Raw genomic sequence first — 13,473 nt, 5'->3', positions numbered from 1 at the left:
TGGCGGCGTCGCCACGAGCCTCCCGTCCGGTGGATGGAACGACGGGAGCCCGCCACCCGCCCTTGTGAGGCGGGCGCGGGCTCCCGAGGGGTGCGCTGCTTACGCGCTGACGACGGCCTTGTCGTCGAGGCGCTCGCCGGACTCGGCGTCGAACACGTGCACGTGGCCCTGCTTGGGGCTCACGACGATCGTGTCGCCGATCGACGGGTGTGCGCGGCCGTCCACACGCGCGACGATGTCGGTGCGCGTGCCGTTGACGTCGGCGTGACCGTAGAGGTAGCCGTCGGCGCCGAGCTCCTCGACGACGTCGACCGTGACGGGGAGGCCCTCGCCCGACTGGGACACGATGATGTCCTCGGGGCGGACGCCGACGGTGACCTGACCGGCACGCGCGTTGGAGAGCGTGTCGCGGTCGATCGGGTGGTTGAGCGAACCGAAGGAGATGCCGCCCTCGACCACACCGGCCGGGAGCAGGTTCATGGCCGGCGAGCCGATGAAGCCGGCGACGAACACGTTGTTCGGCTTCTCGTACAGGTCGCGCGGGGTGCCGACCTGCTGCAGGATGCCGTCCTTGAGCACCGCGATGCGGTCACCCATGGTGAGGGCCTCGGTCTGGTCGTGCGTGACGTAGACCGTGGTGACACCGAGGCGGCGCTGCAGCGAGGCGATCTGCGTGCGGGTCTGGACGCGGAGCTTGGCGTCGAGGTTCGACAGCGGCTCGTCCATGAGGAACACCTGCGGCTGACGGACGATCGCACGGCCCATCGCGACGCGTTGACGCTGACCACCGGAGAGCGCCTTCGGCTTGCGGCCGAGGTACTGCTCGAGGTCGAGGAGCTTGGCGGCTTCCTGCACGCGGGTGGCGCGCTCTTCCTTGCCGACGCCGGCGATCTTGAGGGCGAAGCCCATGTTCTCGGCGACCGTCATGTGCGGGTACAGCGCGTAGTTCTGGAAGACCATCGCGATGTCGCGGTCCTTCGGCGGGACGTCGGTGACGTCGCGGTCGCCGATGCGGATCGCGCCGGAGTTGACTTCTTCGAGGCCCGCGAGCATGCGCAGCGAGGTCGACTTCCCACAGCCCGACGGGCCGACGAGGACGAGGAACTCGCCGTCGGCGACGTCCAGGTCGAGGGAGTCCACCGCGGGGCGGTTGCCTCCGGGGTAGAGACGGGTTGCCTTGTCATAGGTGACGGACGCCATGAGCGTTCGGTCCTTTCTCCACCGGCAGGTACGTGCCGGACGATCCGAGTGAAGCGGTGTGCCCGTGGGGGCCCCGGATGGTCGCCGTCGACCATCGAGGTTCATACAACACGACTTCCCTGTGGTGCGCCAGTGCCAGTTTGCGGGATTGGGCGCTTCCCAGAGCGTCCCACTACCATCGGTCGGGTCCGTCCGCCGTGCGGGGGTGAGCGCGAGCGGACACCGATCAGGAGGACCACCGAGCATGACGAACCGCCCCGAGGGTGACGCCCGCGCCGAGCGGAACCAACGCCGAGCAGCGGCCCGCGAGCGTGCCCAGCGCGCCCGCCTCCAGCAGAAGCGCCGCCAGCGCGGCCTCCGGCTCGGGCTGCAGGTCGGCCTCGGCGTCGTGCTGCTGGCCGCGGCGACCGTCGTCACGCTCGTGCTCGTCGACTCGACGAAGCCCGCCGGCCCCGGACCGTCGTCGATGCCGCAGGGCGGCATCACCATCGGGCAGGGTCTCGAGGCCGTGTCCGGTTCGGCCTCCCCGCAGCCGTCCGCCTCCGACGGTGCGGCACCCGTCCGCATCACCATGTACGTCGACTACCTCTGCCCGATCTGCGGTGCGTTCGAGAAGACGAACAGCAGCTACATCGAGGGGCTCGTGGACTCCGGGGCTGCGACGGTCGACATCCACCCGATCGCGATCCTGTCGAACCGATCGCAGGGCACGAAGTACTCGCTCCGCGCGGCCAACGCCGCCGCCTGCGTCGCGGACTCGTCGCCCGACCAGTTCTTCGCCGTCAACCGGGCCCTCTTCGCGAAGCAGCCGGAAGAGGGCACCGCCGGGCTCACCGACGCCCAGCTCACGAAGATCGTCACGGGGGTCCCCGGTGTGCAGGGCAAGTCGGCGATCACGACGTGCATCGACGACCAGCGCTTCGGCAAGTGGGTCGACGAACGGACCACCGCGGTGACCGGGGGTGACATCCCGGGTTCGGACCTCGCCGACTTCCCGGGGACGCCGCTCGTGCTCGTGAACGGGCAGCGGTACGAGTACTCGCAGCCGTTCACCAACGACGAGTTCCGCACGTTCGTGATCACGGCCGCCGGGTCCGGCGACACGACCCCGACGCCCACGCCGAGCGCCAGCGCGAGCGCGTCCTAGAGCGAGGAGCCGGGGACGCTGAACGTGTCGCAGGACGTCGCGCCCTGCTCGTAGCCCCGCTCGAACCACCGCTGCCGCTGGGCGCTCGACCCGTGCGTGAACGAGTCGGGGTCCACCTGACCGCTGCTCTTCCGCTGGATGCTGTCGTCGCCGACCGCGCTCGCCGCTGACAGCGCATCGGCGATCTGGGCCCGGGTGATCGGCTTGAAGAAGGTCTGCCCGTTCGCGGCCTTCGTGTTCGCCGCGTCGCCGACCCAGGCGCCCGCGTAGCAGTCCGCCTGCAGCTCGACGCGGACACTGCCCGACGAGGCGCCGGTGCCGCTCCGGTCGGTGTCGGCGAACGTTCCCTGGAGCTGCTGCACGTGGTGGCCCCACTCGTGCGCGACGACGTACATCTGCGCGAGCGGGCCGCCCGACGCGCCGTACTTCGACTGCAGGTCGTCGTAGAACGCGGTGTCGAGGTAGATCGCCCGGTCCGGCGGGCAGTAGAACGGGCCGGTCGCGGCGGAGGCCGTCCCGCACCCGGTGTTCGTCGACCCGTCGAACAGGTAGAAGTCCGGCGACGTGTACGCGATCCCCAGCTGCCGGCTCTCGGTCGTCCAGTAGGCGTCGAGCGACTCCGCTGCACCCTCCATGCGGCAGTCGATGCTGAGGTTCGCGTCCCGACCCGTGCGGCACTCGGCCACCGGTGACGCCTCGGACCCGGCCTCCTGGATCTGCGTCACGCCGCCGCCGGTCCCGACGAGCCCGCTGAGGTCGACGCCGGTGAACTGCGCGATGAGGAACACGACGATGGCCGCCGCGCCCACACCACCCCCGGCGATGGCCGTGGTGCGCCCACGCCGCTTGACCTTGCCGCCCTGCAGCTGGGAGTCGTCGTTGAACGTCATGCCATCGAACCTACGGACGGATGAGCGGCTCCGTCCGCGCGAGCTCGGCGCCGATCCCGACGTCGACGAGTTCGATGCGCCCGGCGAGCGTCGCGCCGGGGCCCGTCAGCAGGCCCGCCTTCACGCCGCCGAACGTCACGGTGACGTCGGCCTGCAGCACGTGGTCGTCGGCGATCGCGCCGGTGTCCACGTCGATGCCGCTCGGGACGTCGACCGCGACGACGAACGGGGCGCGCTGGTCGCGCGCGAGCTCCCGGATCGCCTGCACGACCTCCCGCGCGGGGGAGCGCAGCGCGGACGCGCCGTGCACCCCGATGCCGAGGATCGCGTCGAGGACCAGGTCGGCGCGCAGCGCCGCGTCGGACGCGGTCGCGGCCGGGTCGCCACCGTCGGACAGGAGGACCGCACCGGCGTCCAGCGCGGCCCTGCAGCCCGCCTCGTGGGTGCGCGAGCCGACGCGCAGGATCTCCACGTGCCTCCCGTCCGATGCCAGCAGCGCACCCGCGAACAGGGCGTCGCCGCCGTTGTCGCCGCTGCCCACCAGCAGCAGGACCGACCCGGGGCCGTCACCCGGCCGCTCGGCCGGGTCGTCGAGCAGTCGACCCACGTGCTCGGCGAGCCCCGCCGCTGCCCGCTGCATCAGCGGTTCGCCCGCGTCGAGGTGCGGCCGCTCCGCCGCCCGGATCTGATCGCCGCCGTAGCCGTCCATGGCGACCACAGTGCCCCGATACCCTGGAGGGGACATGTCACTCGTCCCCGAAGCACCCCGACCCCGCGCCGTGATGTCCCCGGACGGGCAGCGCATCGCCACGTACGACTTCGGCGACCCCGACGCTCCGACCGTCGTCGCGGTGCACGGGTTCGCCTCCGGCGCGCTGCTCAACTGGCACGCCTCCGGCTGGACCCGCGACCTCGTCCGTGCCGGCTACCGCGTCGTCGCGCTCGACCAGCGCGGGCACGGTGCCTCGTCGAAGCCGCACGAGCCGGGTGCGTACTCGATGGACCTGCTCGTGGCCGACGTGACGACCGTCATCGACACGTACCTGCTCGACGACGTGGCGTTCCTCGGCTACTCGCTCGGCGCCCGGGTCGGGTGGCACACCGCCGAGCGCATCCCGGACCGGATCACCCGCGCGGTGTTCGGCGGGATCCCCGACGCCGACCCGATGCGACGCGTGCAGGTCGACCAGGCCAGGGCGTTCATCGCCGACGGCACGCCGATCGAGGACCGCGTGACGAACGGCTACCTGACGATGGCGGGGAACGTCGAGGGGAACGACCTCGGCGCGCTCGTGGCGATGGTCGAGGGGATGCGGAACAGCATCGAGCCGACGCCGGCGAACGCACCCGGTCAGCCGATCCTGATGGCGGCCGGTAGTGAGGACGGCATCAGGGACAGTGCCGTGCGGCTGGCGGAGGCGGCTCCGGACGCAGCGTTCTTCGAGATCCCGGGACGCAACCACTTCAATGCCCCGACGAGCCGAGCGTTCCGGCAGGCGGCGATCGCGTTCCTGGACCGCACGGCCTCGGGGTCCTGACCGGTACTCGCAGGGCCTCTCGGCCTGGCGGCGACGCGGCGTAACGTCCGCCGCATGGAATACAGACTCCTCGGGAACAGCGGGACAGCGGTGTCCACCCTGACCCTCGGCACCATGACGTTCGGCAGCGAAGCCGACGAACCCACCTCGCACGCGATGATCGACGCCTTCGTCGCGGCCGGCGGCACGCTCGTCGACACGGCGGACGTGTACTCCGGCAACGAGTCGGAGCGCATCATCGGCCGGTGGCTCGCGGCCCACCCGACCGAAGCGCAGCAGGTCGTCATCGCGACGAAGGGGCGCTTCCCGCAGGGCGACGGTCCGAACGACCTCGGGCTGTCGCGGCGGCACCTCCGGGTCGCGCTCGACGCCTCCCTCGAGCGGCTCGGCGTCGACCACATCGACCTGTACCAGATGCACGCGTGGGACGCCCTGACCCCGATCGAGGAGACCCTGCGCTTCCTCGACGACGCCGTGTCCGCGGGCAAGATCGGCTCGTACGGCTTCTCGAACTACCTCGGGTACCAGGTCACGAAGGCCGTGTACGAGGCCCGCGCCCACCACTTCGCGCCGCCGGTCACCCTGCAGCCGCAGTATAACCTGCTCGTCCGCGACATCGAGCACGAGGTCGTCCCCGCGTGCCTCGACGCCGGCATCGGACTGCTGCCGTGGTCGCCGCTCGCCGGTGGCTGGCTCTCCGGCAAGTACCAGCGCGACGAGGCCCCGACGGGGTCGACCCGCCTCGGCGAGAACCCGGAGCGCGGCATGGAGGCGTGGGAGGCCCGGAACGGCGACGAGCGGACGTGGGAGGTGCTCGACGTGCTCTCCGGTGTGGCCGATGCGCACGGTGCATCGCGCTCGCAGGTCGCGCTCGCGTGGCTCCTCGCCCGCCCGGCGGTCACGAGCGTCATCCTCGGCGCTCGGACGGTGTCGCAGCTCGAGGACAACCTCGGTGCGGCCGACCTCGTCCTCACCGACGACGAACTGCAGGCGCTGACGGATGCGAGTGCCCCGCGGATCGACGACTACCCCTACGGCACCGCCGGTGTCGCACAGCGGGAGCGCAAGATCCGCGGCGGTCGCTGAGCGGGAGGTTGCGGGAACCCGCGAGGTCGCTCAGCGAGTCTGGACGGGCGATCGGGTGAGGTGTCATCATCCCGGTACGGACGGCTGGTTACCGTGCCGAGCGATGAGGAACACCCCTGATCCGTGTTCCACACACGCCGAGAGCCCCGAGCGACACGGTCGCCGGGGCTCTCGCTCCGTCGGGGCTCGACCCCGATCGTCGGTGTACGGCAGCATTCCAGTGTGCTGCTGCGCCTCGTCGACGAGTCGTTCAAGGACGACCTGTACAGATTCGGCGCCGTCGTCGCGGATGCGCTGCAGACCCGGGAGATCGCGACTCGCATCCAGGGGGTCGTGTCGGCGCTCGCCGAGTTCGGCATCGACGGAGCAGCTGAAGTGCACGCTCATCCGATCTTCCACGCCGACACTCGTCAGAGCAGGTCGTGCATCCAGTACTCAAGATTCGGCTCTTCGTAGTCGTCCTCGAGGTAGACGAATCCGGCGGCCTCGAACATGTGCTTGCTCGAGTCGTTGCGGTGATCGATCCGGGCGAACGCACCACAGCCACTGCCCGCGGCATCACGAGCGTTGCGCAGGAGAGTGAGCGTTTGCTCGAGGACAAGGAGGCCAAGCCCCTCGCCCTTGTACCGCACGTCCCGGGCGACAGTCATCACGAGCAACTGCTCACCTCCGTCCGTCCATCCGAACCGCGACAAGCCAGCAAGATGGTTGCCGGCGAAAGCGAGGAGTGCGTTTTCGTCGGGCGGGAGGGGCGGAGTCATGCTGCGAACGGCTGACTGTACGGAGAGCTGCCACTGGCGCGGATGCAACTGCTCACGTCGGATGCGATCCCAGTGAGCCCTCGGGGGATCGGCACACGTGAACCCCTGTAACGCGGCTAGGTGCTCGGGACCCGCGCCTTGCCAGGAAAGGCTAGACGGCTCCACGCGACGCGAGCCAACGCTCGATGACATCCTTCTCGACCGCCTTGAGCGTCTTGCGGGCGATGGTCGCGTGATAGTCGGCTGCGTAAGCCGAGCGCTCGTCGTCCGTCAGTCCGTCGCTGCCGACGTCCTGACTGGTCGCCTCCGGGCGAACAAGGGTCAGGTTGGGGAGCATGAATGTGATGGTAGACCAACGTTCGTCGAAAGGGTGTCATCCGAGCGCGGGTCGGCTGCGTGTCCTGCGCAGAGCTCGAGTCCGCGTGCGTCAGAACTCCCGGGATACGGAGGCGGCAGGCTTTGTGAGCCCCGATCAAGGTGCCCCGATCTGGGGTGGTCACCACCGATGGCTACACTCTTGGCTACACCTAGAGGCGAGTTCTGGGGCCGGCAGCGGGACTTGAACCCGCAACCCCCGTATTACAAGTACGGTGCGCTACCAATTGCGCCATGCCGGCTGACGCGCATCATCTTACCGGTGAGCGCGTCGGTGACTCATTCGCTCTGCTCCGAGAAGTTCAGCGAGAGCGAGTTCATGCAGTACCGGTCGCCGGTCGGCGTGCCGAAGCCGTCGGGGAACACGTGCCCGAGGTGCGAGCCGCAGTTCGCGCAACGGACCTCGGTGCGCGCCATGCCGAGGGAGTTGTCCTCGATCAGGGTCACGGCCTCCGGGTTCACCGACTCGTAGAACGACGGCCAGCCGCAGCCGGAGTCGAACTTCGTGCCGCTCTTGAACAGCTCGGCGCCACACGCCGCACAGGTGTAGATCCCGGCGCGTTCCTCGTCCAGGAGTTCACCCGTCCAGGGGCGCTCGGTGCCGGCCTGCCGGAGGACGGCGTACTGCTCGGGGGAGAGTTCCTCGCGCCACTCGGCGTCGGACTTCTCGACGTTGTAAGCCATTGATGTGCCTCCTGCTTCTGGCTTCAGGGATGCAGCCACTGTCAGTAAACTCGCCCGGGTGTCCGAGCATTCCGTGCAACGCGCCTCGTGGGACCGTCTGACGACGGACGAACTGTACGGCATCGTCCGGTTGCGGAATCGCGTGTTCGCACTCGAGCAACGCGTCTCGGACGAGGACTTCGACGGCCGCGACCGCGAACCCGAGACCGAGCACTGGTGGTTCGGAACCGACGTCGAAGCGGTCGGGTACCTCCGGCTGATCCGTCCGGCGTCCAGTGAGGTGCACCCGGCGGGCACGGCAGCCCCCGCGTGGGTGATCGGTCGTGTCGCGACGCACCCGGACCACCGCGGCGCCGGGATCGCGGGACGGCTGGTCGCAGCGGTGCTCGAGGCCCACGGTCACGAACCGTTCGTCCTGCACGCGCAGGAGTACGTCGCGGCACTCTACGAACGGCACGGGTTCGTGCGGTTCGGTGAACCGTACGTGGAGGCCGGCATCCGCCACCTCGGGATGTACCGCGGGTGAGCACCCGAGCCCGCTACGCCGCGTACGCGGACCGGATCGCCCCGGTCTCGCCGTCCTACGCCGCGTGGGCACGGTCGCTCGACGACCACCTGGTCGGGCTCCTCGACGAGGTCCCGGCGACCCAGCGGCAACCGGAGCTGCTGTTCGCGGTCGCACGTCGGTTGGGCGCGGATCCGTCGGATCCGGGAGCGCTCGGCGCCCTCGGACGGGAGGCTCGCCCCACGCTCGTCGCGGCCCTCGCCTCCGCCACGGTGCAGGCGAACGACCCGCGGCGGCTCGGTCCGGTCGTCCCGCTGTTCTCGGCGCTCGCCGCGTCCGTCTCGCGGCCGATCGGTCTCGTCGACGTCGGCGCATCCGCCGGGCTGTGCTCGATCCCCGACCGTGTGACGCTCGACTACCGCACGCCTGACGGGACGGTGCGGATGCACACCGCACCCGAGGAGCCGTCGGTGTCCCTCGTCGCGGACGCGTCGGGAGCGGTCCCGGCGCCGGCCACGGCGCCGATCCGGATCGCGGCGCGCGTCGCCCTCGACCCCAACCCGATCGACCTCGCCGCGCCCCACGCGTTCGACCGGTTGGTGGAGGCGGTGCCGCCGGAGGCTCTGGACCGTACCGCCCTGATGCGTGCGGCGGCGCGTGCGACGCTCGCCGTGCCTCCCGTCCGGGTCGCCGGCCGCGTGCCGGACGACCTGGACCGCGCGCTCGACCTGCTGCCGGACGACTGCGAGCCGGTCGTGCTGACCACCGGCACCCTGGTCTACGTCCCGGGAGCCGAGCGGCAACGGTTCGTCGACCGCGTCGTCGAACGTGGCGTGCGCTGGATCGCCCTCGAGCGGACCGGCATCCTGACGGGTGTCGCGTCGACACTGCCGCCCGACGTCGACGCCGCGGCTCCCGGAGCGTTCGCGACCCTGTCGGTCGACGGCGTCGCGGTCGCGGTCTCCGACGCGTTCGGCACGGCGATCCGCTGGTTCTGAGAGGGTCGGCGGCCGATTCCGCGACAGTCCAGCGCCATGCCAGGGTCGACATCGACGGCACCCCTACGATGTGCGAGACCCGTTACCCGAATGTGATCGGACCGTCGTGACCACCATCCCCGCGGACGAGCTCAGCGAGCTCGCCAAGCACGTGCTCGCCTTCGAGCACGAGCGTGCGCGGCACGACCGGACGAAGGAAGCCGAGATCCGGGTCGAGTTCGACATGTCGCCGGCGCGCTACTACCAGGTGCTCAACCGGGTGATCGACTCCCCGGCGGCGCTGGCGTACGACCCGCAGCTCGTCGGGCGACTGCAGCGACTGCGTCGTGCGCGGACCAGCGCGCGGGCGAACCGCAGCTTCGTCCAGCCGGCGACCGCCACCGGAACCGAAGAGGAACGATGACGAGATTCCCCCATGACCGCTTCGACGACGTGACCGACGGGCCGCGTGTCGGTGCGCACCGCGGCATGCACCGGCGTGGACGCGGCTGGGTCGCGTTCGCGTGGGCGGCGCTCGCGACCGGTGTGCTGGTCGGCATCGGAGTGCTCGTCCTCGCGCTCCTGAACAGCAGCTTCTCGTTCACCGACGATTCGTCGTCCTCGCCGTCGGCGTCAGCGTCGTCGTCCGCTTCGTCGTCGTCGTCCTCGGCGCCGTCTGACGGTTCCTCGTCGTCTTCGTCGTCGGAGGCCGCCGCGGCGTCGCCGTCGGACCAGGGCAGCACGACGCTCGTCGTCTTGAACGGCACGTCGACGCCCGGGCTCGCTGCCTCGGGCACGTCGAAGCTGACCGCCGCGGGGTGGAAGGTGACCTCGAGCGGGAACGCCGGTTCGACCGGGACCGCGTCGACGATCGTGTACTACCAGCAGGAGTCGCAGGCCGCGCTCGCGAAGGGGATCGCGCAGTCCCTCGGCGTCACCGCGGTGGAGCAGTCCGCGGCGTTCCCGAATGCCGACATCAGTGTCGTGCTCGGTGCTGACTTCAGCGGTTGAGTCTGCCTTTTGTAACAACTGTGTTTCCGGCACGTTGAGTTCCGGCGGAATCGGCATGAAATACGCGTCACACCTCTTGCCGAATCGCGCTTCCTGATTAGAGTCACAAGTGGTCACCCCGTGATCGGAATGTCGTCGCACCTCGGTACGCACGCCAGGAAAGCCCGGGACTCGGACCCGCGGCGCCTCCCGACGGTGCCGTCGATCGCAACAGCAGTACCGCAGGGAGCAACAGATCATGGCCAACGGAACCGTCAAGTGGTTCAACGCTGAAAAGGGCTTCGGCTTCATCACCGTCGATGGAGGGGGCCAGGACGTGTTCGTCCACTACTCAGCCATCGACATGAGTGGCTACAAGGTCCTCGAAGAGGGTCAGGCAGTGACGTTCGACGTCGGCACGGGGTCCAAGGGCCCGCAGGCCGAGTCGGTGCGTCCGGCCTAGTCGCCGAACCACTCGCGAACGCGTCGTCCCGTCGGGGGCGGCGCGTTCGTTCGTGTGGGGTGCCGGTGTCGTCGTGTGTGTTGCACTCCCAGGGGGCGAGTGCCAGAATCGGGTTGGCACTCGGTCGTACTGAGTGCCAAGCGCACGGGCTCACGCCGCGTGCCGGAAGACCCCCACGACGTCCGGGAGGGACGAGAAACTCACATGGCTAAGATCATTGCTTTCGACGAGGAGGCCCGCCGTGGCCTCGAGCGCGGCCTGAACCAGCTGGCTGACGCCGTGAAGGTGACGCTCGGCCCGCGCGGCCGCAACGTCGTCCTCGAGAAGAAGTGGGGCGCCCCCACGATCACGAACGACGGTGTCTCCATCGCCAAGGAGATCGAGCTCGACGACCCGTACGAGAAGATCGGTGCGGAGCTCGTCAAGGAGGTCGCCAAGAAGACCGACGACGTCGCCGGTGACGGTACGACCACCGCGACCGTGCTCGCCCAGGCCCTCGTCCGCGAAGGCCTCCGCAACGTCGCCGCCGGTGCCGACCCCGTCTCGCTGAAGCGCGGCATCGAGAAGGCCGTCGCGGCCGTCTCGGACCAGCTGCTCGCGAACGCCAAGGACATCGAGACCAAGGACCAGATCGCCGCCACCGCGTCGATCTCCGCCGCGGACCCGACGATCGGCGCGCTCATCGCCGAGGCCATCGACAAGGTGGGCAAGGAAGGCGTCGTCACCGTCGAGGAGTCGAACACCTTCGGCACCGAGCTCGAGCTCACCGAGGGCATGCGCTTCGACAAGGGCTACCTGTCGCAGTACTTCGTCACCGACCCCGAGCGTCAGGAAGCCGTCTTCGAGGACGCCTACATCCTGATCGTCAACTCGAAGATCTCGAACATCAAGGACCTCCTGCCGGTCGTCGACAAGGTGATCCAGGCGGGCAAGCAGCTCCTGATCATCGCCGAGGACGTCGACGGCGAAGCGCTCGCGACCCTCGTCGTGAACAAGATCCGCGGCATCTTCAAGTCCGTCGCCGTCAAGGCACCGGGCTTCGGCGACCGTCGCAAGGCCATGCTGCAGGACATCGCGATCCTCACCGGCGGCCAGGTCATCTCGGAAGAAGTCGGCCTCAAGCTCGAGAACGCCACGCTCGACCTGCTCGGCAAGGCCCGCAAGGTCATCATCACCAAGGACGAGACCACCATCGTCGAGGGTGCTGGCGACGAGGAGCAGATCGCCGGCCGCGTCCGTCAGATCCGCTCCGAGATCGAGGCGACCGACTCCGACTACGACCGCGAGAAGCTCCAGGAGCGCCTCGCGAAGCTCGCCGGTGGCGTTGCCGTCATCAAGGCGGGTGCCGCGACCGAGGTCGAGCTCAAGGAGCGCAAGCACCGCATCGAGGACGCCGTCCGCAACGCGAAGGCAGCCGTCGAAGAGGGCATCGTCGCCGGTGGTGGCGTCGCCCTGATCCAGGCCGGGGCCGTGGCGCTCGACTCCCTCTCGCTCGAGGGTGACGAGGCGACCGGTGCGAACATCGTCCGCGTGGCGATCGACGCGCCGCTCAAGCAGATCGCACTCAACGCCGGCATGGAGCCGGGCGTCGTCGCCGCTCGTGTCCGCGAGCTCGAGTCGGGTTGGGGACTCAACGCCGCGACCGGTGAGTACGTCGACCTGATCGCCGCCGGCATCATCGACCCGGCCAAGGTGACCCGCTCGGCGCTGCAGAACGCCGCGTCGATCGCCGGTCTGTTCCTCACGACCGAGGCCGTCGTCGCCGACAAGCCCGAGCGCACCCCTGCTGCTCCGGCCGGCGACCCGACGGGTGGCATGGACTTCTAGTCCGTCGTTCCGAAGGCCCCCGCACGCTGCGCGTGCGGGGGCCTTCCGCGTGCTGGGGCGGGGGCGTGGGCGGGCGGGGGCGCCTTGGCGCGTGAGATCGCATTCCGTGTCGCATCGCGCCACGGCGAACCGCCACCAACTGCGATCTCACGGCGTCTGGAAGCCCCCGTGACGGATCGCGAACGCGCGGCGGAGTCGCTCGAGGAAGCGGGTGGGACGGCCGACGTCGGTCGCCGTGACGTGGATGGTCAGCCAGTCCTCGACGGTGAAGTCGTTCCCCCTCGCTCTGTCGCGCTGGAAGGCGTTCCTGTCGGTCCGGTGGTGGTCTCCGTCGTACTCGATCGCGATGCGGAGCCCCACCCAGGCCATGTCGACGCGACCGATGAACCGGCCGGATTCGTCCCGGACATCCACGTTCAACTCGGGTGGCGGGAAGCCGGCGTCGACGACGATGAGACGGACGACCGACTCCATCGGTGACTCGGAACCCGGTCGGATGTACTCGAGAGCAGCTCGGGCCGCCACTGCGCCGCGGTCCCCGGGGTGGAGCGTCTGGCGCAGGTGTTGGACCGACGCCAGCCTGCCGATACCGACGATGTGATCACCGAGTACGACGAGCTCACGCACGCTCAGCAACGTCCGGCATTCGTACCAGAAGGCAGCCGGGGTGCTGGTGCGGATACCGTAGCGCGTCGTCGTGGCGCTGCGGTCGGCCGCCACTCGATGCCCGACGACGCCGTCCCGCCGGAGAACAGGCCCTCGGCCGATCGTCGTGACGTGGATCGGTCGGACGGACGCCGTCCAGCGTCGAGGGAGCGGACAGTCCCAGAGCTGTGCCGCACTCACGTGGCTGAGCTGCTGGTCCGGTCGCAACACCAGACCGAGTGCCATCACCACGTCGACGAACTCCGAACGATCCGCGGGCAGGCGTGTGCCGCGCATTGGCGTGGAGAGGTCTGCACGACGAAGTCGCTCGCGGTCGACCCCCTGTGCGACCGCTGATGCGACGGTGAACGGCGTACGGGACAGT

The 13,473-nt window shown here is 69.7% G+C and carries 17 protein-coding genes and 1 tRNA gene; 10 read left to right on the top strand and 8 right to left on the bottom strand.

The window, feature by feature from the left end:
* Positions 1–99 precede the first annotated feature (99 nt).
* Positions 100–1,200: an ABC transporter ATP-binding protein gene (locus ACO0E1_RS16155; RefSeq protein WP_281265864.1), complete on the bottom strand. Its 1,101-nt coding sequence runs from the start codon at positions 1,198–1,200 to the stop codon at positions 100–102.
* Positions 1,201–1,444: 244 nt separating this feature from the next.
* On the opposite strand from ACO0E1_RS16155, the gene ACO0E1_RS16150 reads away from it, so the two are divergent.
* Positions 1,445–2,347 carry a DsbA family protein gene (locus ACO0E1_RS16150; RefSeq protein ID WP_422875101.1) on the top strand — a complete coding sequence of 301 codons (903 nt, stop codon included), beginning with the start codon at positions 1,445–1,447 and terminating at the stop codon, positions 2,345–2,347.
* Here the strand turns inward: ACO0E1_RS16150 and ypfJ are convergent.
* On the bottom strand, positions 2,344–3,237 hold the full coding sequence (gene ypfJ / locus ACO0E1_RS16145) for a KPN_02809 family neutral zinc metallopeptidase (RefSeq protein ID WP_422875100.1): 894 nt from the start codon (positions 3,235–3,237) through the stop codon (positions 2,344–2,346). The two genes, ACO0E1_RS16150 and ypfJ, sit on opposite strands and share 4 nt — an antisense overlap.
* A 10-nt stretch (positions 3,238–3,247) precedes the next feature.
* Positions 3,248–3,946, bottom strand: a complete 699-nt coding sequence (locus tag ACO0E1_RS16140) for an NAD(P)H-hydrate epimerase (protein WP_422875099.1) — start codon at positions 3,944–3,946, stop codon at positions 3,248–3,250.
* Positions 3,947–3,980: 34 nt separating this feature from the next.
* Between ACO0E1_RS16140 and ACO0E1_RS16135 the strand changes: the two genes are divergently transcribed.
* The 3 genes from ACO0E1_RS16135 to ACO0E1_RS16125 all read left to right on the top strand — a co-directional run bounded on the left by ACO0E1_RS16135 (position 3,981) and on the right by ACO0E1_RS16125 (position 6,317).
* Complete coding sequence (locus ACO0E1_RS16135; protein WP_422875098.1) at positions 3,981–4,775, top strand: alpha/beta fold hydrolase; 795 nt, start codon at positions 3,981–3,983, stop codon at positions 4,773–4,775.
* Positions 4,776–4,829: 54 nt separating this feature from the next.
* On the top strand, positions 4,830–5,861 hold the full coding sequence (locus ACO0E1_RS16130) for an aldo/keto reductase (protein ID WP_422875097.1): 1,032 nt from the start codon (positions 4,830–4,832) through the stop codon (positions 5,859–5,861).
* 222 nt (positions 5,862–6,083) lie between these two features.
* Positions 6,084–6,317: a hypothetical protein gene (locus ACO0E1_RS16125; protein WP_422875096.1), complete on the top strand. Its 234-nt coding sequence runs from the start codon at positions 6,084–6,086 to the stop codon at positions 6,315–6,317.
* Here the strand turns inward: ACO0E1_RS16125 and ACO0E1_RS16120 are convergent.
* The 4 genes from ACO0E1_RS16120 to msrB all read right to left on the bottom strand — a co-directional run bounded on the left by ACO0E1_RS16120 (position 6,272) and on the right by msrB (position 7,681).
* Positions 6,272–6,622 (bottom strand): hypothetical protein, encoded by a 351-nt coding sequence (locus ACO0E1_RS16120; RefSeq protein ID WP_422875095.1) that lies wholly within the window; start codon positions 6,620–6,622, stop codon positions 6,272–6,274. The two genes, ACO0E1_RS16125 and ACO0E1_RS16120, sit on opposite strands and share 46 nt — an antisense overlap.
* A 151-nt stretch (positions 6,623–6,773) precedes the next feature.
* A complete protein-coding gene (locus ACO0E1_RS16115; RefSeq protein ID WP_422875094.1) occupies positions 6,774–6,959 on the bottom strand; it encodes a hypothetical protein in 186 nt (61 codons plus the stop codon).
* 204 nt (positions 6,960–7,163) lie between these two features.
* Positions 7,164–7,239 (bottom strand) — tRNA-Thr (locus tag ACO0E1_RS16110).
* A gap of 37 nt (positions 7,240–7,276) precedes the next feature.
* Positions 7,277–7,681: a peptide-methionine (R)-S-oxide reductase MsrB gene (gene msrB / locus ACO0E1_RS16105; RefSeq protein ID WP_281265856.1), complete on the bottom strand. Its 405-nt coding sequence runs from the start codon at positions 7,679–7,681 to the stop codon at positions 7,277–7,279.
* Between the two features lie 58 nt (positions 7,682–7,739).
* On the opposite strand from msrB, the gene ACO0E1_RS16100 reads away from it, so the two are divergent.
* The 6 genes from ACO0E1_RS16100 (at position 7,740) to groL (ending at position 12,443) form a co-directional block, all read left to right on the top strand.
* Positions 7,740–8,207, top strand: coding sequence for a GNAT family N-acetyltransferase (locus tag ACO0E1_RS16100; RefSeq protein WP_422875093.1), 468 nt, complete (start codon positions 7,740–7,742; stop codon positions 8,205–8,207).
* Positions 8,204–9,184 (top strand): DUF2332 family protein, encoded by a 981-nt coding sequence (locus ACO0E1_RS16095; protein ID WP_422875092.1) that lies wholly within the window; start codon positions 8,204–8,206, stop codon positions 9,182–9,184. Before ACO0E1_RS16100 ends, ACO0E1_RS16095 begins: the two co-directional genes overlap by 4 nt.
* Positions 9,185–9,290: 106 nt before the next feature.
* A complete protein-coding gene (locus ACO0E1_RS16090; protein ID WP_402727139.1) occupies positions 9,291–9,587 on the top strand; it encodes a DUF3263 domain-containing protein in 297 nt (98 codons plus the stop codon).
* The gene (locus ACO0E1_RS16085) at positions 9,584–10,174 is read left to right on the top strand and encodes a LytR C-terminal domain-containing protein (protein ID WP_422875091.1); all 591 of its coding nucleotides are present in this window, start codon (positions 9,584–9,586) and stop codon (positions 10,172–10,174) included. The genes ACO0E1_RS16090 and ACO0E1_RS16085 overlap by 4 nt, the downstream gene beginning before the upstream one ends.
* Before the next feature lie 238 nt (positions 10,175–10,412).
* Positions 10,413–10,616: a cold-shock protein gene (locus ACO0E1_RS16080; protein WP_022903461.1), complete on the top strand. Its 204-nt coding sequence runs from the start codon at positions 10,413–10,415 to the stop codon at positions 10,614–10,616.
* Between the two features lie 204 nt (positions 10,617–10,820).
* Positions 10,821–12,443: a chaperonin GroEL gene (gene groL, locus ACO0E1_RS16075; protein WP_422875090.1), complete on the top strand. Its 1,623-nt coding sequence runs from the start codon at positions 10,821–10,823 to the stop codon at positions 12,441–12,443.
* A gap of 147 nt (positions 12,444–12,590) precedes the next feature.
* Here groL and ACO0E1_RS16070 read toward each other — a convergent pair whose 3' ends face one another.
* A complete protein-coding gene (locus ACO0E1_RS16070; RefSeq protein ID WP_422875089.1) occupies positions 12,591–13,385 on the bottom strand; it encodes a hypothetical protein in 795 nt (264 codons plus the stop codon).
* Between the last annotated feature and the right edge of the window lie 88 nt (positions 13,386–13,473).

The sequence above is a fragment of the Curtobacterium guangdongense genome, assembly GCF_049341845.1.
Classification (GTDB): Bacteria; Actinomycetota; Actinomycetes; order Actinomycetales; family Microbacteriaceae; genus Curtobacterium; species Curtobacterium guangdongense.
The sequence above is the reverse complement of the archived record's forward strand: the minus strand, read 5'-3'. Positions and strand labels throughout refer to the sequence as shown.